Source organism: Candidatus Babeliales bacterium (assembly GCA_019749895.1).
Classification (GTDB): Bacteria; Babelota; Babeliae; order Babelales; family RVW-14; genus AaIE-18.
The window spans coordinates 99,575-121,136 of sequence record JAIEPG010000008.1; the positions used below are offsets into that span (position 1 = coordinate 99,575).

Here is a 21,562-nt window from a genome sequence, read left to right on the forward strand (position 1 = left end):
CAGCCACTCTTTTTTTGTTTGCTCTCTTACAAAATGCTCGGCTCAAGCCTTTCTAAAAGTTCGATAAGCCTTTGTCTTTCATCATAACGAATGTCTTGATTTTTGAGACCAATTTTTATTGTTGCGACCAAAGTATCTTTAATGCTCACAGTTTCTAATACCGCATCAAGTCTTCCAGCAAGCTTTTCAAATAAGCTCAATGAAACATCTCGCACATCCCGATCCCCACTCTCTATACCCTGCTGCCCTGCTGCAAAAGCCTGCATGAATACTTCAGCTACCTCATCTGAATGATCTTTGATATAATCTTTTACAATCGTCCTACCGTAAGGAAATGTTCCTAGTATCATTTTTTCAACGTACTGAGCAACATACTTTTGATTATCTTGATCAACTTCAAAAATAAAAGAAACACCAAGTTCTCCCCTGTTTTGAAATTCAATTTGATGACTTATTCCGTTCACTAACCCAAATAACACCGTAAAATCTTCCATCCGTAGCCAATCTCTATCGTGACCAACAAAGTTTCCTTCTAAAATAATTTTATTGTGAGCTTTATCATAGTCCATCGTGAAAGTTACACCGTGAACTCGCAATGTTATTTGATAAGCATAACGAACACCTGCGTCACTAAAATGAACACCAGTATTCGTAAACTCACGAGCTCTGAATGGATTAAAGTTTCTTGCAATTTCATGCAAACTATTTTCAATTACTGCAACCGATAATGGTTTTTGAGCCCTATCAACGCCTGCACCGTTCATCAGCACATAAAAAGACCACAAAATATTTTGATGTGATAGGGTAAAAAAATCTTCTAAGTTACTTGGAACAACAATAACTGTTTCAGCCATACCAAATGTACCCCATAATGAAGCCCCCACATCGAAACGACTAGATGGTAATAATTCATCAGCACCATCAGTACATTGGCCAAAACGATACTTTACACAAAACATATAAAAGCTATAAGTCCCCTTAATCCACAAACCCTTCAAAAAATTATGTCCTTTACCAGCTGCCAAACCAAGATATTTTTCCATCATAGCCAAGTACTGCGCAACAATTTTTTTGAACATTTTTACTTGTTCAGCTGTATCGTGATACTTTCCGGTACTGCCTTTAAAAGTCTTCACAAAGTGATTGTCAAAAATATCTATAAACGTATCTAAAAACGAGAGCGCCATCACTTGTTTAAAACGGCCAGCTTCGTCTTGCAATGCAAAGATATTTACAAAATCGTCTGCCATCAGGTAATTAAAGAAATGTTCTTGAACATAAGCAAAAAGACCTTCAACGTTGCTTGGCTCTTCCCAATCACTATCTTTAATCTGAAACAACATATTTTGTTTTCTTTGTAACGTTTCAACAAACTCTCGTGATTGTTCAAACATCTCAAACAAATTGTTAAAAACTTCATGCGTACTAGCTTGTGCAACTGCTGGCTCAAAGAAAAGATGCAACCAGGCTGAAAATGCTTTTAGTGAGCGCAGCTGCTCGACCATGATTGATAAATTTTTAATTTGTTCAGCATTCTTACTTTGTCTTATTTGATCAACAAACACCGTCCACTTGTTTTCAAGCTCTGGTGTTAGTGCCACACGTGCACCATAAAATGCCAACGCAAACATATTGTCATCTTGCAACAAGCCCTGATCAACAGAGCCTGCACTGACCAGCGGCACAACCGTGTTATTCACAAAGCTCATTTCTTGGTCAAAGTTTTTTGCAATGCTTTCAAACGAATCAACATCAACAATGCCTGGCGTTGGTTCTTGAAACAGCAGTGCTTCAAGAAAGCGCAGCGGAAAGAGACGGCGAATATCGCGCGCCGGCAGGCTCAGATGCTTATTTAAAATAGAACCAGCAGTGCGAACTTTTTGTTGCAACACTTCAAGCTTTTCTAACGCTCGTTGAGCCGCACGTTGCTCAGAGCACGCTGATTGTTTGTTGTGGCACTCAGCCAGGCTTTGCTTTTCTGCCAGCGCTCCATGTATGCGCTGCACAATGCTTGCAAGTGCTTGCTGTGCGTGTTCTTGATGGCCTTCAGCCAACAACGCAATCAAATCTTGGTTAGTTTTTTCAGGAAAATATTCCTGCGCGAGCACAACAAAAGCTTCATCGGCATCAATCGCAGACATTTGTAATGGCAACGGATAGTTTAAGAAGCCTTCGTTTAACTCAGCTTCTTTTGCTTGAACAATCAAACCACGCTGAACGTCAACGAGCAAAGCAACATCTTCAGCGCCCAGCAACGATTCAAGTTTTGCAAGCGCTGGCGTGTGCATAACCGCAATGCCCGCTCCTCTAAAAATTGCTGCAGCATGTGAGTACGGCCCCGCCTTGGGGTCTGAAACAACAACTACCTTAACTTTTTGTTTGTCGATTGCGCCGCTGTTGTAAGCTGCCAACGCACCGTCCAAATGCGATGCTGTTAAAACTTGGTCTTTGTTTTGAATGCTGCGAACGTAATTACCGGCGTTAATAACCGTCGTTCCTGATAATTTTTTTTCTGACAAAAATGCAGAAGCATCTTTTAAATAACTTGGTACTTGTTTAACTCCTGGATACACAATTGGTCGCGCTTGAACCAACGCAATAGTTTTTGTATCTGGTTCATACGCCAACTCCAAATCCATCGGCATGCCATACGCTTCGTGAATTTGTTGCGACACAAAGCCAATTGCTTGTGCAGCAAAACTTTCTAGCGCGCGTGCCTTTTGTATTTCTTCAGGATTTGCTTGCTCAACAAGCCCTTCAAGAGCTGGCACCAAGCGCTCATGTTTAATTTTTATTGTTGCAAAAACGTTCTGTCCTTGCACAAGGTATTCGTCGGTTGGTAGTTTATTGTCTACCACCGCCGCGTTGTGGCCAAAGGTACACTGCATGGCACTTACGCCATTCAAACGTGCTTCCGGCTCTTGCGTGTACACTACGCAACCGGTTGGGATAACTTCTTTCTCGCCAATCATGCGCTGCACAAGCAACGGAATAAACGGCATGTCAAAAATTGTTTTATCGCCAGCCTCACAACGTTGTTGCAATGATTTTGGACGTACGTACGATGCTACAACACTCAACAGCGCTTTAACAAACGCTTCTTCAGTTGGCTCAACGTTTGCTTCACTTTCGTTACCACCAGCGTTGGAAAACTCTTGGTTATCTTCTTTCCCCGTGCTGCGAAACATGAGCTTCCAGTTTTTGCTTTTTGCTTCTTTTAAAAATTTTCTTACTTCTTTTGATAATTCGATTGTTGTTGGCTTGAGCAATGCAATATCGTTTGCCAGCTTTTCAGCATTTTCTAAAAAATCTTCCGGCAATGTTTTGTTTGCCAGTGCTTGCGTACGAGCATTTAAACTCAAGTCATCAACCAATTCTTCCCAGCGCTCGAGCAAATCAATGCCATTCTTTTTCAAAAAGCTTTGAACACTCGTAGTTGGTACACCAACGAACTCAGGAATGTGCACCACAAAGCCGCTAAACTTTGGATGGTTTGCAAGCATCTCATTAATTTTTTCTACAAGATTGTCTCGCATTATCATTAAGTTAGCTGTTTTATAACCATAACCCTGTATTTCTGCCAGGTTGCGCAGTTGGCGCTGGTTAACATGATTGATAGGCAAACTTATTGTCGACGAGCTTGACGATGAAGATGCATATGAACTGCTCGGCATGAACACAGCAGCGCTATTGTGCCAACCAACAAAACTGCTGCCTGGCGAATAAAAAGCCGAATGTGCCGGCACGGTAACTGAACTTAAACTTGACGAACTTGCTGCCGCAAACATAGTGTTGCTTAGCACCAGCTCTATTAAAACCAACAATAATAATTTTTTATTCCGTCCGTTCATGATCATAACCTCTCATACTTAACTATAACAGTGCTTTGCCTGTCAATGTTTTTACTTCATCAATTTCTTTACTCAACTCAAAACTACTCTTTATCTCTTCGCATGCCTCTTGAATGCGCAGCCACTGCTCAGCATCGCCACCCTTGTCTGGATGCATAGTAAGCGCCAGTTTACGACACTGACTTCTTACTTCCTGTTCTGTTGCTGTTGAATCTAATCCGATAACCGCAAATGGCTCATCAGCCAAAAGTTGCGCATATTCGCTCGCACAAAATTCATCAACAATTGAAGGAAATTTTGTTCCCACTGTCGGCACAACTACTGAGCAAATTGCAAACAACAAACACATAAATCTAACAAACGTCGATGTTGCATCTTTTAAAAGCTCATGCTCAAGATAATAATCAGCAATAAAAGGCTTAAACGAACTTTGTTTAATAACAGGAAAACTTGCTATAACAACATGATCTTGGCACATGCCCAACACCAGCGGCACGCGCGGCACTGAAAAAATATAATCATCTTCGTTTTGATTTCGCTGATTTAAAAAACTTTGCTCAAAATAGGTTGCCAGCATAAAACCAATTTTTTTGACTATCTCAGTTGCTGATGTTTTTAAAACCATCACAACTTTGGCATTATCAATAAGTTCTTGGTCTAAGTGCCTACCTTGCAACGAACATACCTGCTTATCAAGCTCTGTACCATCTTCGTCGTAAATTTTTGTCCCAAAATTCAATAACAAAATTTTTTGAAGAAAATCGCGTATTTTTGAAATTTCAAGTATCTCGTGCACCGTGTCTGATGTTGCATAATCTGCAAAAAGTTTTTTAATAGCAGCCTGAATTGTTGGTAAAGCTTTCAAAAGTACTTCAAAATCGTCCGACCCTAAATCAGTGTGAGTATCCCACATTTCTGCAATATCCAGGCCACGAGCCTTGCAAAAAGCTTTTATATCCCAGTCTTGCAAGACTGTCAGCTGGGTCATATCACCAATCACACCAGTGCTGGTATAGCCATTTGAAGAACTGGCGGCCGAATAAACGGTACCCAGAGGCAGTGTTACTGCCGCCAAAAATACCGCTAAAAAAGTACGCAATTTAGCTAAAATATGATTAAATATCATAAAAACCTCCCGTTTTAAGTGGCAAAAAAGCCACCTATTATTAACAATTAATATACAAAGAGAAAATAAAATTGTCAATCACCCCCTATTTTTCATACAAAAGTGCCACTTTTTTGATTGAATAGGCCTAAAATAACCAGAATCAACAAGATCCCCTGCTTCTATTTCTTGCAAAATTGTACTATAGTACCTGCATCAATTGCCCCCAGGTACTGCCAAAGCCCCACTTTGCAAGAAAAAAGGAGAACGTAATGAACGACAATATTTTTCGCGAATATGACATTCGAGGCATTGTTGGCGATGAACTGCCCATTGACCAAGCGTACGACCTGGGCCAGGCGATAGTAACCTTTCTCAAAAAAAAGCATCCGCACCTAACCACCATGGTGGTAGGGCGCGACGGCCGCACCCATTCACTACCCATCACCAAACATTTAATGAAAGCGTTTATTGACCACGGCATTGACGTTATTGACGTTGGCATTGTCCCAACGCCCGTTGTTTATTTTGCTGTCCACTTTTTTAACACGCCAGGCGGCATTTGCGTTACCGCATCGCACAACCCAAAAGAATATAACGGCGTTAAAATGTGGGCGGTGTGGGGCAAAGAAATTCAAGAAATAAAAAAGATTTATCACGAAAAATCATTTAGAGATACAAACGATAAAAAAGGCTCTATCAAAGATTATAACGTTATCACTGAGTACATACATTATTTGACCGAAAAATTTGCACATTTAAAAAATGCCAAGCTTGATGTGGTTATTGACTGCGGCAATGGAACTGCTGGCACTATATTCCCTACACTCGTTGAAAAAATGAACTGGGGCAATGTAAAATTGCTATTTACCGAAGTTGACGGCACCTTCCCACACCACGAAGCCGACCCGACCGTTAAAAAAAATATGCTCTCGGTAAAAGGTGAGCTTGACCGCAGCTCGTGGTTTAAGTTTGGACTCGGCCTTGATGGCGACTGCGACCGCATGGCGCCCATGACGCGCAGTGGCTTTTTGGTGCCCGGCGACCAGCTCTTGGCACTCTACGCACAAAAAGTATTAAAAAATAATCCCAAGGCAACGGTTGTTTTTGATATCAAAAGTTCAGGCAGCCTGACCGAAGTTTTGACCAAGCTAGGCGCCAACCCAGTCATGTCTCCGTCTGGCCATTCAATTATTAAAGAACAAATGATCAAGCACAAGGCACTTTTGGCGGGCGAACTCAGCTGCCACTTCTTCTTTGCCGACCGCTATTTTGGCTATGATGACGGGATTTATGCTGCCATGCGTTTGTTTGAAATTATGGAAGAAAGCAAAGAAACACTCGAAACGCTCATTGCTTCGTTTCCGGTAAAAGTTAGCTCGCCAGAGTTTCGCATCCCCTGTGTTTCTGAAGAAGATAAAGGCATAATTGTTGAGCATGTAAAAAATATTTTTGCAGCACGCGCTGATGCGGCTATAATAACTATAGATGGTATTCGTGCCCAAATGGCTTACGGGTGGGGCTTAGTTCGCGCATCCAATACCCAAAACGTTATTTGTTTACGCTTTGAATCAGAAACCAAAGATGGCCTTAAAAAGGTTAAACAGGACTTTTTTGAAGCACTTGTGCCTTATTTTGAAAAGAAGAAGTTGAAGGAAGGAATTGATTTATAACAACAAGCTGGGCTTACACATTCGCCTGAAAGACAGCATCAACCAGATACTGGACGATGCGTTGCTGTACAACGTTGCTTATGCGCAATTTTTCCTTACCCAAACACACCGCGATTCAAAATATATAAAATTTAGCAAAGAAGAGCAGGAGCTGTTTATTCAACGTAAACGCGAGCTTTTTTCGGGCATTTTTGTTCACAGCTCATACTGGATTAACCCTGCTTCGGGCAAAAAATCAACACAAGAAGTTTCACGCAAGCTCTTAAAACAGGAAATTAACCTGGCAGAGCGTCTTGAGATTCCTTACATTGTTTTACATTCCGGCTCGGCAACCTGGCACCAACCAGAGTTAAGCCCAGAGGAAAACAAGCTTTTAGGTATAAAAACGCTCTGCTCAACACTCAATGCTGTTTTAAAGGACACAACCAACGTTCAAATTTTGCTGGAAAATACTGCTCACGGCAACCTATGCCTGGGCAGTGACTTCCAAGACTTTGTCTTAATTAAAGAATTTCTCGATTATCCTGAAAAAGTGGCCTTTTGTTTAGATTTTTCGCATGCCTTCTCATTTGGCTATAATCTTGAAAAAGAGGCCGAATTTACCGATATTCTTGAAAAAACCATTGGTTTGACCAATCTAAAGCTCATTCATTTTAATGACTCTTTAGAACCAATGGGCAGCCAAAAAGATCGCCATGCAATTCCCGGAGAGGGCCTTATTGGGGCGCCCGTGCTGCAATCGCTCATCAAAAACCCCGCTTTTAGCGATATCCCTAAAATCATTGAAGTACCCCTTCCCGAACCTGAAATCATGAATATAACCCTAAGAAATATTTCAGCTTGGTAAGAATTTTAACCCCTTTTTAAAAAAGCAGTTAATTGTGTCACTTTTTAGACCCAATATTTGCATATTTGAATAGAGATTAGGCGTTTGACGGTCCTAGCGCCAAAATCTATACTAGTTCTATGATTATAGAGTTTTAGAGCTCGGGTCGTGGGGGGCTTTTCTACTTATAGTTAACTGTGTTGTTATTAAAGTAAATGTAACTATTCATAGTAGGTGGGGTATTCTTTATGAAACGCTTTTACCTCTACGCATATGCGTTTTTTGTAAGTTTTATGACCAGCATGTGGTCACCAGTTGTCGCCGACAACCAATTTTTTCAGGCAATCAAATTTGAAGAACTTGCGCAAAAAGCTTTACAGACAAAACAAAAGTCTCAAGATCTACCATCAATTGATCAAGAGAAACTTGCATCACTTAAAAATTGCTATGCAGAGTTTTTGAAAAACTACTCACAAGAATCTTTGGCGCACGCAAGCAATTTCTTCAGTCAAGAAAACTGCGAAGCCACAAAAGTAATAAAATTTAAGCAAGAAATGCAAACTAAGGCTATGGGAGCCATGGCTAACTTATTAAGCCCGGAGCCAGAGCTTTTGCCTGAACATGCCGTTACGCAAAATCTATTGAAAACAGCCTTTGAAATTATGGCTGACTTACACACAATCCTTAAATGGATCAACACCAGTGGCCTTGTTAAGCGCTTAACACCAGACGTTCATACGCTGGTTAACGATCTTAAACTTGATGCCAACAAGCTTCAAGAATTTTTGAATTCAGAACATGGTAAGGAATTTGTACTTAAAAGCTGCAAATTAGAGAACGAAATAGGGAAGATTTTTAGCACCTGGCTCTCGTAATACTCGTGAAATGTGGAAATAGAACAGTGTAAATGATAAGTGGAGGTATTTATCATGGTGAATATTATGAAAAAATTAAAACTAGTTTTCTTAGGCGTATGTATGTCATTGGTCCTTGGTGGCAACATGGCACATGCATCAGACGCAATTAATGAAAGTCTTACTTCAAAGATTAAAAACTTTGTAAAAGAAGCAAGCACTAAAGTGCGTAGTAAGTTTACTGGCGTTAATATACAAGCTGCATGTCAACTTGCAGGCTTGATAGAATATAAACCAGCAAGTCTTGGCTACTGCTTGGCTTTCAGAAATAGAAACCAAGCATTGCTTGCCAAGCTACCAGCAGTTGCAAGCAAAATTGGAACACAAACATTTGAAAAATTGTCCAAAACAATGCCAGAAGCAGTATCTCAAGACTTAAACCAATTGAAACAAGAATACAGCCACTTGATCCCAACGGTTAAACCAGCTCATGAAAATGTCAGCGTTGCTCAAAGAGAACTTGTTGAAAAGCTTCTCATTGTAGCCAACTATGAAACCGTAAAATCCTTGATTAAAACAGGTCTTTTCTTTGCATCACTGCAATATCAGAACCTTTTGGAAGCGTACGGCGTAACACTTGACCCAGAAAAAGCTGCAGATATCGTTCATGAAACTACCATTGAAGTTTTGGCAACAAGCCTAACAGCACACGAAATCAACGAATTAATAGAGTTCTTTCAACATGAAACATTCAACCTCATCATCAAAAATAGAGGAATTGCTATCGACATGTTGATTAAGGAAATGCCTGAGCTTGCACCACTCAAGATGCTTGCTGGCGCATAAAACCTGAAATTAGACCTAGGAAGAAAGGCTCTTTGGGCTCTCGCTCAGAGAGCCTTTCTTAGTTAAAGAGGTAATTTGTGAGCTTAGACTGGACAAAACAAGCATCTTTGCTAGAATTAGTAGTCATAAACAAGCAAATTTTTGATCGTACGATAAGTAAGCGCTATTTTTATATGCTGCGAGTCTGAAAGGCATAAAAACCATGAGTGAAGCATTAGCAAAGCCAGTTTTCGAAAAATACGCAATTTTTCAAACAGGCGGCAAACAATACCAAGCAATTCCAGGACAAACCGTCGCTATTGAAAAAATTGAAGGCGAAGCTGGAACAGCATTAAGTTTTTCTGAAGTTTTGTTCAGAAAACAAGGTGCCGACAAATTTGAATTCGGTCAACCATTTGTTGAAGGTGCAACCATCAAGGCAAGCATCGTTAAACAAACCCAAGGTCCGAAAATTGTTATTTTCAAATTCAAAAGACGTACTAAAGGCCGCGTAAGAAAAGGCCATCGTCAACCAATTACGGTTGTTCGAATCGAAAATATTTAAGCTATTTTTGCATTGAAAAAACGATAACTTCGTTTTTTTCACAAGCTTCATGGTGGGTGTAGTTACCGTACATAAATACGTTACGAAAGCCCACCTTTTCTATTATCATCTTAAATTCATGCCAACTGTACCAGCGTAGCTGCATCGTTTTTACGTAGCTTGCTGCCAACTGACTGTTTTTATACACTTCGTACTTGAGCCATTTTGTTTCTATCTGCTCAAAGTGATTACGCTGAATCGCTTCAGAAAGCACCACATGCGCATTATCTTCAACACGTGTTGTTGCGCGGCGTACCGACCAAACACCCTGCTCTGCCGTTAGCATTTGCAATGTTGGCATAAATAATGAGATCAGCAAGCGCCCACCTTGTTCCAAATGAACATAAAAACGACGCAATGCTTCCAACACCTCTTGTCTGCTCACTAACAACTGAAAAGTACACAAGGGAATAAAAATTGTTTTATATGAATATGGAATTTTAAGCGATTGCATGTATTGCTGATAAATAATTGGCTTCAAGCCAAACTGCTCGGCTTTTTCTTGGCACACACCCATCATCTGCGCTGAAGGTTCAACACCATGCACTTCAAGGTTGTTGCGTAGGTATGGCAACAACAACCGCCCAGTCCCTGAGCCTACTTCTAAAGCAAGCCCGTTACCGTGACGAATAAAGTGTTCGTAAAATGATTGGTCTTCGTGCGGCTCTGAACCAAACCACAAATCGTAAAGTTCAACGGTTATACCTTCATAAACATAAGCACCTTGAATGTGCATAGAAATCTCCTTTAACAAATGCAAACAATAAATGCTTGAAAAGCAATACCGTAGATGTATTGATATGTCAAATGAAAACTGCTCTACAACCACCTTGCAAAAAGGCACTAACGTGTTATAACTTTTCAGTGAAAAGAATTAGATTGTTTTATGGAGATACTAGGTTTACTATGTTCAAAAAAATGTATTTAGCTCTCTTTTTTGTTAGCACACCAGCAAATTTATTAAACGCAGAAATTATTAAAACAACAATAAAAGTTGATAAAGTTACCTGTTCCTACTGCGTAACATCACTACAAAAAGCATTTGCGCAATTAAAACATAAAGATTTAAAAAGCATAGAAAGCAGAAATGTTGATGTTGAACAAAAGCAACTCACCATCAATCTTCACGGCGGCAATGCGTTAAAACTAGCCGACATAGAAACATTGTATGAATCAACCATCGACAATGCTAACTATAAATTTGGCGGCATTACGCACCTTGAAGCCGTTGGCTCAATCAAGCACGGCGACTTTGGCTACTACTTTAATGTTGATGGCAGCAACGACAAAATTTACCTGCTCGAACCATTAACCACCGAACAAGAAACAATAGCACCCGCCAAAAAGAAATGGTGGCAGCGCTTGATGTTTTGGAAAAGCAACACAGAAACTAAAGAAACAGCAACCACCGATCCAATAAAAAATAAAATTAAACATCTGGCAAACACACGCTCATTGCTGCGCATCAGCGCACCAGTGCACCGCCACCCTGATGAGACCTACGGCGTTTCAAACTACCATCACCTTAAAATATTTGTGGCGTAACGCTCTTGATAATCGAAAATATTCAAAGTATTGTGCATGCACAGCGCATTGCAATTTTGGGATGCAGCGGAACCGGCAAGACCACGCTTGCGCGCAACCTTGGCGTGTTACTCAACCTGCCGGTGCATCATTTGGACCGCTACTACTGGCAAGCAGGCTGGCAGGCTTCTGATAATCAAACATTCAAAAATGTCCATCAAAAACTGTGTTCAGAACCGCGCTGGATCATTGACGGTAATCAAACGCTAACACAGCCAGAGCGCTGCAAACATGCTGACATTATTATCTTTTTAGATTTTGCACGCCACATTTACTGGTGGCGCGTTTTTGTACGCTGGCTCAACTTTCGCAACGAACAACGACCAGATCTTGCACCAGGTTGCCGCGATTCACTCAATCGCCACTTTCTTGCCTACATTTTCAATTTTAAAAGTATCTGGCGGCCCATGGTACTAAAGAATCTTGCAGAACAAAAAAGAGCCGACAAGACTGTTATTGTCTTGCACCGCCCTCACGAAGTTTCGGTCTTATTAAAAAAATTAACGACTATACTCGCCCCAGAAAATCAGCTATCTCCTGATGTGAGTGTAAAATAATCACGGGCTTTGTTTTTTTCACTTCATCCAAAATTGCAATAACACCAGGCTTATACCTTTTTGGGTAACGCCAAACATACAAAAGGAATTTGAGTGTTAATCGCTCTGGACACCCTTCAGGTAAATCAAAACGACTCTCACACCGATTTTGCCACCGTCGCTTAATAATACGCCACAAACAAATTCGACGCGGCACATCCAAAAAAATAACTAAATCGGCAATCAATGCACGATCAGCAATGGTACGCACTTGGCTGCCATCAATGATCCATTCGCTCTTGGCGCAAAGCTCGTGATGCAATGCTCTAAAATCTTGATAGTCACGCTCGACCCAATTTGGCAACCAAAAATACAAATCAAGATGATGCACTGGCAGATTCCACCTGGCACCAAGTGCCGTTGCCAGCGTTGTCTTGCCCGACCCGCTGCAGCCAATAACTGCTATTTTTTTGTACGGTTTCATAAAAACAACTCCGTTAAAAAAAGGGGCATAAAGCCCCTTCTCTATCCTTGTAAAAAATTATTAATCAATGATGTAGTCTCGCTCGGATTTTTAGCTATTGTATCATACGATTCAACAATTTTGCCATGATCAAGCAAATAACCCACATCAAACAAGTTATGCAAAAAATTAGTATCATGACTTACCACCACAATTGCTTTGCCCACATTACGCAGCGAAATCAAAAGCTCGCGCAACTCAGTCGTTGTTTGTGGGTCAAGCGATGCCGTTGGTTCATCAAGCAACAAGACACTCGGATTTAAACACAGCGCACGCGCAATTGCCACGCGCTGCTGCTGCCCACCAGAAAGTTGCGCTGGGTAACGGTCGGCATATGCCAGCATGCCCACCTGCTCAAGAGCAGCATGAGCACGCGTGTACGCTTCGTCTTCAAATACCGTTGCAACCAGCCTTAATGGCTGCATACAATTTTGCAAAACGGTCATATGCGGAAACAAGTTAAAATGTTGAAACACAAAACCAACATGCCGCACACGCACAGATGCAGGTATTTTGTTAATATCAGTCCCATCAACTAAAATGGTACCCTCATATTTTTTTACCAAGCCAGCCATACAACGCAATAGCGATGTTTTGCCGGCACCGCTTCTGCCAAAAAAAGCAGTAATTGCTTGTGGCCGAATGGTAAACGAAACATTATCAAGAATCAACTTGCGTCCCGCTGAGAATGATAAAGAAACATTATTCCCCGTGATCATAACGCAGTCTCCTTTCAATCATGCGCGAAGCAAAAATAATAATAGTTGTCAAAATTAAGTACAAACCGGCAACAGCTGAATAAATCAACATCGGATTCATTTCGCGTGCAATAATATTGCTGCCAACTTTTGTCAACTCAAGAACGCCAATGTGCGACACAACTGACGACGTAAGAATTCCTGACGTAATCTCGTTAGACAATGCTGGCCAAACATTAGCAAGCATTTGTGGCATAATTACAAAGCGCAGCGCTTGCAGCCTGGTATAACCAAGCACGTAGCACGCTTCCCACTGCCCACGCGGAATTGAGTTAATGCCCGCACGCACAATTTCTGCAATGTAACCTGCCAAGCATAAAATCAGCGCCAGTGCGGCCGCACAAAACGGCGAGATGTCTATGCCAAACAAATCGGGAATCACAAAATATGCCATGAGCAACTGTACAAAAAATGGCACGCCACGCACTACAAAAATGTAGGCCGAAAGAACCGGTGCCAAAAATGGCACCCGCAAATGCCTACTCAGCGCGATACCACACAAGCTGCCCAACACAAACGCACAGGTAATTGCGTAGCACGAGAGTTCAATAGTTGCCAAAAAGCCATCTATCAGCTGCGGCGCATAGCGCAACAAAATATCTATGCTGTGACTATTCATGATGCCTCCCCAACTAAATACCATTTTTGTTCAAACTGAGCAATTGCACCATTATTTTTTAACTGCTGCACCGCTTGCTCAACAAGACCTACCAGTTCAGTATTATTTTTTTGCAAAGCAATGCCATGGCCTTTTGATTCAAAGCTACCAAGCGGTACATGCACCGCCTGCAGATCACTAAACTTTCTTGCAAAGCCTTCAAACGCTTCATCAAAAAAAGCTGCGGTAATTTTGCCGTACTGCAATTCTAAAACAATATCGGCATAGCCATTCAGCAACTTAACGTTGATAAAACCGAACTGACGCGCAAAGTTTTCTTGCAACGTACCGGCGAGCACACCAACGGTTGCATTTTTGCCACGCAAATCTTGCATGCTAGCAACACCAGTCGGCACCGATTGCCAAAAAACAAGCGGGAACGTGTTTACACCAACGCCTTGATAATGCACCATGGCAAAGCGCTGTAACCGCTCTTGAGTAATACTAAACCCACACATGAGCATATCAATTCTGCCACGGTCTAAAGCCATGCACAATTCAGGCACTGCCATTTCTTTGATTACAAGCGTACGACCCAAATGCTGAGCAATACCGGCAGCAACGTCCACATCAAAGCCTTCATAAGCACCCAGCTCATTGACTGACATAAACGGCGCATCGGCTGGCAGCATGCCAACTACAAGCTCGTTTTTAGTTTTTTGATTATCGTTTTGAGTACGATTACACGAAGAAAAAAATACTAAACAAAATACAAACATAACATTGATAAGCAGGCAAAATGCCGGCCTTCTATGATTAGTAAACATAGCTATCCTTAAAAAAAATTACGTTAAAGCAGAACTATGCATTAGTTAAAATGCACAATACCTCTTGAACGAATTAAACATGTTTGCAGCACAAAAGCTGCACGGTGCGCCTAAGCGCAAAAAATTAAAAAGTGTAGGAAATGGGGAGATGCAACAGTTTTCTACTTAACTGCTGCTTTAGATTTTCGTTTAGAAGATTTCTTGTAAAATTCCACGCGTGGGAATGTTTTGGCGTCTGAGTGGCCAAAGTGAATGGATGCAGGAATGACTGGTTCATATCCTGTAGAAAAAGACATAATCATACCCTTTCGGAAAAAACAAAAAATTACTTCAAACTATTTTTAGTTTAAATCAGCACCAAGTAAATGTCCAATTGTATCGAAAAATCAGCTATTTTTTTGCATTACGTCGGTATTTTCTAAAACAACCCCCCCAGCAAAAGCCGGGGGTTTTGTTAACGTTTTATCCTCGAGCAGGTCGTTCACGATATTTTAAATATACGTCAACCGCCTCTCCAACTGCACCTACAAAAGCCAAAAAGGAACATGCTACAATCCCTTCTTTCATAGTTGAGTGTATTGTGATACCTCTGCGTCCTTGTGTCTTGCTCCAAACGTTTATAAGCTCCTTGGCAAGATAGGTAAGTAATGGTGTACCTACGGCCATTTTTATGTAGTGGCCACCTTCTTCATTCTCCTCTTTCTTCCACGTTGTGGGTTCAGGACAGAAATATTGGTACAGGGCCATGCAGGCATCTTTGGCTGCTTGACTAGCAGCACCAATAATCCCAAAAGCCCCTCCTACAGAGCAAATTTCAACGGAACGTGCAGCTACGTACTTAAGTGCTTTTTCAAACGAAGAATGATGCCCGTAAGTAAGTCCGTAACCAATTTCTAACATGACCAATGCTGCTGAAGCAACGGTAGCAACAGCTCCCGCAATTTTTGTGTAACGCCAGGCCCCGCTCGCACACTGAGCGCCTCCAGCCTTCAGAGCTGCCAAGAAATGACCTTTTGCTTCTTTTTTATCAACTTTTTTGAAAAAGGCAGGATCTGCTTTTTCCAATGCATCCTGGGCTACGCGCCACTCTTTCTGCAATTGTTCATTTTCTTTTTTCGTCCGTTCCAAAGCTTTTTTCGTCTCTTCCAACTCTTTTTGTGTTTTTTTGTCAGCACCTTCTTTTTGCCACTGAGCAAGAATCACTTGAGCAGCTGCATCAACATCTTCTTCTTCAGCTTCTTTCAGAGATTTTCTTGCGTCTTCAACATCTCGTTGTGCTTTTTTGACTGCTTCTTCGGCACGTTCGAGTGCGGTCTTTTGGGGCTGATTTTTTGGTACAAATCCACAAAAATCATCTTCTGGCCATGGCTGCGGCTCTGAGTCAATTCCTAGCCACGTATCACGACCACAACGCGCAATACCCTCTTCTCGAAATGCTTGCTTACTCGTATCAATTTCATCCCAGACAACGCCATGCAGCTCCTCCAGGTCTTTTATTCTCTGCTTATAATATCTATCAACCCAACTATCCCCTTCTACAGGAGCTTCTTTTTCGTCAGCAAGCTTGCATCTCTCAATGTGTTCACGAAGCTCATTCACCACATCATCTTCGTCCGGCTCTGATCTTTGAGCTGCTTCATCGTCACCACCGTACCAGGCTGCCAATCCATCATCAGATGAACTTGCCCGCGTCGGTTTTGGTTGTCGTAAAATGCCTGGAGCTCTTGTTGGTTGTGCCACAGATTTTTCGCGTTCAGCTGCCAGTGTTTGCAGATAGTTAACAACTCTTTCTCGCGCATCATCATTTTTAAAAATACCAGAACGTGGATCAGCCAGGCGATCATACAGATCGACAAACGCTACTTGTTTGTCTGGCGTTACCTCGGTAGTGCCACCAAGCCAGTTGATATATTCGGTAAGCGTTGTGCGGTCATCCTGAGAAATCGTCATATTCTCGCTCGTACGACCCGTCACTTTGTCCGGCTCTAAGCTCTTCCAATACTTTTTGGCCGCCGGTAAAACCATGCTGTTTGCGCCAAGACATACCAACAAAGCCGTTGCTAATTTTTTCATATGCATACTCCTAAAAAACTTTTGCGATTAAACTAATCCCTAGTTTCTACACCCTTCAATTAAAAGATTCAAGCAAAAATCAAAATAATCCTGTTGATCTTTTTCACTACTAATAAAAATATTTGGATCTAAAACTGCTGAACTAATAATTGATAAAACCATCGTTACAATAAATACTGGCTTACTATTTTTATTAATATCACCACATTCTTGGTAATGAGTAAACGCATCAATCCATTGCTGCATTTCAGCCGAAAGCGTAACGCCAATATTACGAGCTTCTTGACCTTCAAGCCGCTGCCAATTAATCATGCGAACAATCTCAGGGTTGTTGCGGTAAAAAGCCATACTCTGCTTAAATAACAAGGCTAGAAAATCACGGAAAGGCAAATCGGTACTTGGCAAAACAGGGGTTGCAAGACTTGCTTGCTGAGAAATATTTTGCTTTACCGCAAGCCACAATTGCTCTTTACTACCAAAATGATGAAAGATAAGACTGTGGTTAATTTCAGCCAATTTGGCAAGATCGCCCATTGAAGTACCTGCAAAGCCACGCTCAAGAAAAAGACTTTTAGCCGCTTCAAGAATCTTCTCTTTAGTTGTTTTTTTCATAAAAACCCTCAAAAAGTATCATTTTTTAGTAAATTACAACCCAGTTGACTGACTAGTCAATATATGCTAAATTGAATTAACTGACTAGTCAATTAACAATAAGTAATAGTACTAAAAATATAACCAAAGGACAATCATGAACAAAAAAATTGTAAGTTCATTGTTTATGGCACTTGCTCTTACAAGCACCGCAATGCCAGCAGCAGCAATATTACAAGAAATTAGAACCCAAGAAAAAAAACGCAACTGGAAAAACGATTTACATTCGGCCTTAATAACGGGTAATTTCAACAATTTCCAAAGACTGATACAACCACTATACGGCTCTCCATTTGACCCCCTCTATTCTCCTGACAATAGTCAAAGGTTAATACTAGCCGCCCACTGTCCGATTGCCTCGGATGGGCTTGAAATTACTAGATACTTGCTAGAAAATACAACCCTTGATGTTAACGCACAGGAAGAACGAACTGGCGACACAGCACTACACATAGCAACACGCAAGCAAAACATTGCAATAGCTGCACTACTTATTAAACATAACGCCGACCTCACCATTAAAAATAGTTGTGGGGACATGCCTGTTGATATCGCACAAACAATGGAACTCACGATACTTTTGGCTCCATAAAAATATTTGAGTCAGAATAAAATAAATTAAGAGCTTTAAATAAGCCTTTTTTATCAATAAATTACATTTCTTTGACGAGTAACTATTTTTTTGATAGAAATAAAAGATATAGCTTTATTATCCAAAAGCCACCACAAGTGGGAGGAAAAGACCATGGTAACAACCATCTTTACCGCCTGCGACCGAGCGGTGATAACCATTTTCACTCGCTAGCCGCAAGGCGCATTCTTTATCAAGCAGTTGCTCTTGTTTTACAACAAGATATGCATGTATTTGTATACTGCTTCGTTTATTTTTCATTTCATTTTAGTTTTTTGTAATAAAACAACGTTGGTGCATTTGTTGTGCTCATTTTTTATGCACATCGAATTTTGCACGCACTTTAAAAATATAAGGAACGATTATGTCGTCTAACGTCCTCGTCCGCATTCTCAATGTCACCAAAGAATATCCGGACAAAAAACGTACTATTAAAGCCCTCAAAGGTATTAGCCTTGATATTCAAAAAGGTGAAATCATTGGTCTTTTGGGTGTTAATGGTGCCGGAAAAACAACCCTTTCTTCAATCTTGGCAACGCGCCACCCGGCAACTTCGGGCGAGATATTGTTTGAAGGAAAATCAATTTACGCAGACATTGCCAACTACCGACGCATCATTGGCTACTGTCCACAAAAACCAAACCTCGATCCAGCATTAACGATTGAGCAAAACTTGGTCTTTGCTGGCCGCTACTACGGCATGTCGGAAGATGCCATTGAAAAACGTAAAAACGAACTCATGAAAAAATATGAGTTGGTACAATATGCCGATTCTTCATGTTCAATATTGTCGGGCGGTTATAAACAACGCGCCATGATTGCCCGCGCGCTCATGCACAATCCGCTTTTGGTTATTTTGGACGAACCGACTGTGGGCCTAGACCCGCACATTCGTCACCAACTGTGGGAAAGTATTCGCGATCTGAAAAATGAAGGCGTTGCAGTTATTTTGACAACACACTATTTGGATGAAGCAGAAGTACTTTCTGATCGCATTTGCGTTTTGGACAAAGGAAATATCAAGTTGATTGATACACCAGAAAACTTGAAATCAGTGTATCAAAAGAGCAATTTGGAAGAAGTATTCTTGCAATTAATGCACGAAGAAACACGCTAATTATGTTAAATTATTAGGAACTATTATGGTTACAAAACAAGAAAATCGCTGGCTTTCATATGCGCGCTTGGTATGGCAGCTGGTAAGAGCCGACATGACCGTATATCGTGGTATTGTTGCTGAGCAGCTTATTAACACGGTAGCATGGGTTGGGCCAACAGTCTTGGTCACTACCTACGCATTTCCGTTGCTTGGTATTGCAAAAGGCTTTGGTGCTTTTATTGCGGTAGCGTCAATTGTTTCGGTAAGTCTTTTTCAAGCATTTGCTGCAGCAACGGCTTTTGTTGGCGATTTAGAAGGAAACCAGACAATCTCGTTTCCACTCACGCTGCCAATGCCTTCATGGCTAGTTTTTGTACAGCGATCGGTAAGTTATGTTTGTAAAGCTTCGATATTGAGCATCATTGTGTTGCCGCTGGGTAAGCTTATTTTGCTTGATAAATTGAGCTTTGCAAATTTCTCGATCGTTAAATTTGTTGTTATGTTTTTTGCCGTTCATATCTTTTCAAGCTTTTTTAGCTTGTTGTTGGTAAGCATGGTAGATAGCATGTCACAAATCATGAAAGTATGGTTGCGCTTTATTTTTCCAATGTGGTTTTTTGGCTGCTCGCAATATCCTTGGAGCATCTTGCATCAACTGTCGCCAAAGCTTGCTTATGCATGCTTGGCTAATCCGTTTGTTTACGCAATGGAAGGCATTCGTGCTGCAGTGCTAGGGCAAGAAGGCTCACTGTCTTACTGGCCGTGCGTTGGCATGCTGCTTGTTTTTGCAACACTGTGTGGCGTAGTAGCAACCAGAAGACTCAAGAAGCGCCTTGATTTTGTGTAAGCTTGATTTTTAATATCTGCAACGTTATGATGCCGGTCAGTAGTGACCGGCATTTTTTTTGACTCGAGACAAAAAAACCATGGATAAAATAAAATCGTACACCAAAATTTTTTGGCATTTAATGCAAAAAGATCTGCTTATCATGCGCCAAACGCTGCTGCGTGATATTTTTGATGGCATAGTTTGGGCCACCAGCACTATTTTTGTCACCACCTACATATTTTCATCACTGGGCATATCGTCAGATTACGGCCCGTGCTTTGCTATTGGCGGCGTTGCAAGTTATGGTATTTTTTTCGTTTTTGACCATACGGCAAATTTTTTGGCCGACCTTGAAGGCGATCAAATTATTGGCAATCATTTGGTTTTACCTCTTCCCTCATGGCTTATACTCATTCAACAAGCATGTACTTACGCACTGTTTACCAGCACCCTCACCGTATTCATTTTTCCCGTTGCAAAAATTGTTTTACTAGGACGCCTCGACTTGAGCCACCTTTCACTGATTAAACTTGTACCATTTTTTATACTCACCAACTTTTTTTCAGCATTTTTAAGTTTGCTCGTAACAAGCTTTTTGCCCGGCATGAGAAGTTTAAATGTTATTTGGCCACGCTTTTTGTTTCCCATTTGGTTTTTTGGTGGTTCACAATTTTCGTGGCAGGCAGTTCATAACTTCTCGCCAAAGTTTTCTTACCTCTGCCTGCTCAACCCATTTTTGTACATAACCGAGGGCCTGCGAGCTTGCGTGCTAGACCCAACTAACTCACTACCATTTTATGTTTGCGCCCCCGTGGCGCTCTTTGCAACGCTTGCTTTTGCCTTCATCAGCATTGCCAGACTCAAACGGCGCCTTGATTTTGTGTAATAACATTTAAGTAACTGAGAAAATTTTTATGAAAAAAATACAAGCGTACGCTAAAATTTTTTGGCTTTTGTTCAAAAAAGATCTACTCATTTTGCAGAGAATGCTATTACGCAAAATATTTGATGTTACTATTTGGGCCGGAAGTACTACATTCGTAACAACATATGTTTTTTCGTCATTGGGCATGCCGGAAAGTTATGGTCCCTGTTTTGCTATTGGTGGCGTCGCTCTTTACGGCGTGTTTCTCATTTTTGTTCATACAGCAAATTTTGTTGCCGATATGTATGGCAATCAAGTCATCGCTTATGAATTGGCTTTACCTATTCCTTCATGGCTCGTTTTGCTCCAAAAGACCTGCAGTTATGCTTTTCTAAACGCGCTTCTTTCCAGCGTTATCTTTTTAGTCGCAAAACTGGTCTTGCTCAGCCGTTTAGACTTCATTCACTTATCGCTGATCAAATTTATCCCTTTTTTTGTCCTAGCAAATTTCTTTACCGCATTTTTAAGCCTGCTTATGTCAAGCATTGTATCGGGCATGGAAGGCATGAGCATTATTTGGCCACGCATTCTGTTTCCGCTTTGGTTTTTTGGTGGTTCTCAATTTACCTGGAAAGCCATCAACAAACTGTCTCCTAATTTTTCTTATTTTTGCCTGCTTAACCCATTTTTATACGTAACCGAAGGCTTACGCGCCTGCGTTCTGGACCCTGCTAACTCACTACCATTTTATATATGCGCACCAGTAACTCTATGCGTAACACTTACGTTTGCTTTCATCAGCATTCGCCGTCTCAAACGACGCCTTGACTTTGTTTAATAAAATCTAAAA

21 protein-coding genes are annotated in these 21,562 nt (G+C 41.1%); 12 read left to right on the top strand and 9 right to left on the bottom strand.

Going from position 1 to position 21,562, the window contains the following annotated elements; translation table 11 throughout:
* Window positions 1-26 precede the first annotated feature (26 nt).
* Window positions 27-3,851: a PEP/pyruvate-binding domain-containing protein gene (locus K2W90_05970; GenBank protein ID MBY0353881.1), complete on the bottom strand. Its 3,825-nt coding sequence runs from the start codon at window positions 3,849-3,851 to the stop codon at window positions 27-29.
* Window positions 3,852-3,873: 22 nt separating this feature from the next.
* Window positions 3,874-4,977, bottom strand: coding sequence for a J domain-containing protein (locus K2W90_05975; protein MBY0353882.1), 1,104 nt, complete (start codon window positions 4,975-4,977; stop codon window positions 3,874-3,876).
* 251 nt (window positions 4,978-5,228) lie between these two features.
* Here K2W90_05975 and K2W90_05980 point away from each other — a divergent pair, with 251 nt between their 5' ends.
* The 5 genes from K2W90_05980 to rplU all read left to right on the top strand — a co-directional run bounded on the left by K2W90_05980 (window position 5,229) and on the right by rplU (window position 9,699).
* Window positions 5,229-6,629 carry a phosphomannomutase/phosphoglucomutase gene (locus tag K2W90_05980; GenBank protein MBY0353883.1) on the top strand — a complete coding sequence of 467 codons (1,401 nt, stop codon included), beginning with the start codon at window positions 5,229-5,231 and terminating at the stop codon, window positions 6,627-6,629.
* Complete coding sequence (locus K2W90_05985; protein ID MBY0353884.1) at window positions 6,619-7,476, top strand: deoxyribonuclease IV; 858 nt, start codon at window positions 6,619-6,621, stop codon at window positions 7,474-7,476. The genes K2W90_05980 and K2W90_05985 overlap by 11 nt, the downstream gene beginning before the upstream one ends.
* Before the next feature lie 227 nt (window positions 7,477-7,703).
* Window positions 7,704-8,330: a hypothetical protein gene (locus tag K2W90_05990; protein MBY0353885.1), complete on the top strand. Its 627-nt coding sequence runs from the start codon at window positions 7,704-7,706 to the stop codon at window positions 8,328-8,330.
* A gap of 66 nt (window positions 8,331-8,396) precedes the next feature.
* Window positions 8,397-9,155, top strand: a complete 759-nt coding sequence (locus K2W90_05995; GenBank protein ID MBY0353886.1) for a hypothetical protein — start codon at window positions 8,397-8,399, stop codon at window positions 9,153-9,155.
* Window positions 9,156-9,357: 202 nt separating this feature from the next.
* Window positions 9,358-9,699 carry a 50S ribosomal protein L21 gene (gene rplU, locus K2W90_06000; protein ID MBY0353887.1) on the top strand — a complete coding sequence of 114 codons (342 nt, stop codon included), beginning with the start codon at window positions 9,358-9,360 and terminating at the stop codon, window positions 9,697-9,699.
* A gap of 1 nt (window position 9,700) precedes the next feature.
* Here rplU and K2W90_06005 read toward each other — a convergent pair whose 3' ends face one another.
* A complete protein-coding gene (locus K2W90_06005; GenBank protein MBY0353888.1) occupies window positions 9,701-10,474 on the bottom strand; it encodes a class I SAM-dependent methyltransferase in 774 nt (257 codons plus the stop codon).
* Window positions 10,475-10,644: 170 nt separating this feature from the next.
* On the opposite strand from K2W90_06005, the gene K2W90_06010 reads away from it, so the two are divergent.
* Window positions 10,645-11,283 (top strand): hypothetical protein, encoded by a 639-nt coding sequence (locus K2W90_06010; GenBank protein MBY0353889.1) that lies wholly within the window; start codon window positions 10,645-10,647, stop codon window positions 11,281-11,283.
* A gap of 5 nt (window positions 11,284-11,288) precedes the next feature.
* Window positions 11,289-11,879: a hypothetical protein gene (locus K2W90_06015; GenBank protein ID MBY0353890.1), complete on the top strand. Its 591-nt coding sequence runs from the start codon at window positions 11,289-11,291 to the stop codon at window positions 11,877-11,879.
* On the opposite strand, the gene K2W90_06020 is transcribed toward K2W90_06015, so the two are convergent.
* The 6 genes from K2W90_06020 to K2W90_06045 all read right to left on the bottom strand — a co-directional run bounded on the left by K2W90_06020 (window position 11,830) and on the right by K2W90_06045 (window position 17,249).
* Complete coding sequence (locus K2W90_06020; protein MBY0353891.1) at window positions 11,830-12,342, bottom strand: hypothetical protein; 513 nt, start codon at window positions 12,340-12,342, stop codon at window positions 11,830-11,832. The genes K2W90_06015 and K2W90_06020 overlap by 50 nt on opposite strands.
* Window positions 12,343-12,383: 41 nt before the next feature.
* Window positions 12,384-13,100: an ATP-binding cassette domain-containing protein gene (locus tag K2W90_06025; protein ID MBY0353892.1), complete on the bottom strand. Its 717-nt coding sequence runs from the start codon at window positions 13,098-13,100 to the stop codon at window positions 12,384-12,386.
* Window positions 13,084-13,758: an amino acid ABC transporter permease gene (locus tag K2W90_06030; GenBank protein MBY0353893.1), complete on the bottom strand. Its 675-nt coding sequence runs from the start codon at window positions 13,756-13,758 to the stop codon at window positions 13,084-13,086. The genes K2W90_06025 and K2W90_06030 overlap by 17 nt, the downstream gene beginning before the upstream one ends.
* Window positions 13,755-14,564 carry a transporter substrate-binding domain-containing protein gene (locus K2W90_06035; GenBank protein MBY0353894.1) on the bottom strand — a complete coding sequence of 270 codons (810 nt, stop codon included), beginning with the start codon at window positions 14,562-14,564 and terminating at the stop codon, window positions 13,755-13,757. The genes K2W90_06030 and K2W90_06035 overlap by 4 nt, the downstream gene beginning before the upstream one ends.
* Window positions 14,565-15,026: 462 nt before the next feature.
* Window positions 15,027-16,637 (bottom strand): hypothetical protein, encoded by a 1,611-nt coding sequence (locus K2W90_06040; protein ID MBY0353895.1) that lies wholly within the window; start codon window positions 16,635-16,637, stop codon window positions 15,027-15,029.
* 39 nt (window positions 16,638-16,676) lie between these two features.
* On the bottom strand, window positions 16,677-17,249 hold the full coding sequence (locus tag K2W90_06045) for a TetR/AcrR family transcriptional regulator (GenBank protein MBY0353896.1): 573 nt from the start codon (window positions 17,247-17,249) through the stop codon (window positions 16,677-16,679).
* 136 nt (window positions 17,250-17,385) lie between these two features.
* Here K2W90_06045 and K2W90_06050 point away from each other — a divergent pair, with 136 nt between their 5' ends.
* The 5 genes from K2W90_06050 to K2W90_06070 all read left to right on the top strand — a co-directional run bounded on the left by K2W90_06050 (window position 17,386) and on the right by K2W90_06070 (window position 21,550).
* On the top strand, window positions 17,386-17,880 hold the full coding sequence (locus K2W90_06050; protein MBY0353897.1) for an ankyrin repeat domain-containing protein: 495 nt from the start codon (window positions 17,386-17,388) through the stop codon (window positions 17,878-17,880).
* Between the two features lie 403 nt (window positions 17,881-18,283).
* Window positions 18,284-19,036 (top strand): ABC transporter ATP-binding protein, encoded by a 753-nt coding sequence (locus K2W90_06055; GenBank protein MBY0353898.1) that lies wholly within the window; start codon window positions 18,284-18,286, stop codon window positions 19,034-19,036.
* A gap of 25 nt (window positions 19,037-19,061) precedes the next feature.
* Window positions 19,062-19,865, top strand: a complete 804-nt coding sequence (locus K2W90_06060) for an ABC transporter permease (GenBank protein MBY0353899.1) — start codon at window positions 19,062-19,064, stop codon at window positions 19,863-19,865.
* Window positions 19,866-19,944: 79 nt separating this feature from the next.
* Window positions 19,945-20,733, top strand: a complete 789-nt coding sequence (locus tag K2W90_06065) for an ABC transporter permease (protein ID MBY0353900.1) — start codon at window positions 19,945-19,947, stop codon at window positions 20,731-20,733.
* Between the two features lie 28 nt (window positions 20,734-20,761).
* Complete coding sequence (locus tag K2W90_06070; GenBank protein MBY0353901.1) at window positions 20,762-21,550, top strand: ABC transporter permease; 789 nt, start codon at window positions 20,762-20,764, stop codon at window positions 21,548-21,550.
* Window positions 21,551-21,562: the final 12 nt, after the last annotated feature.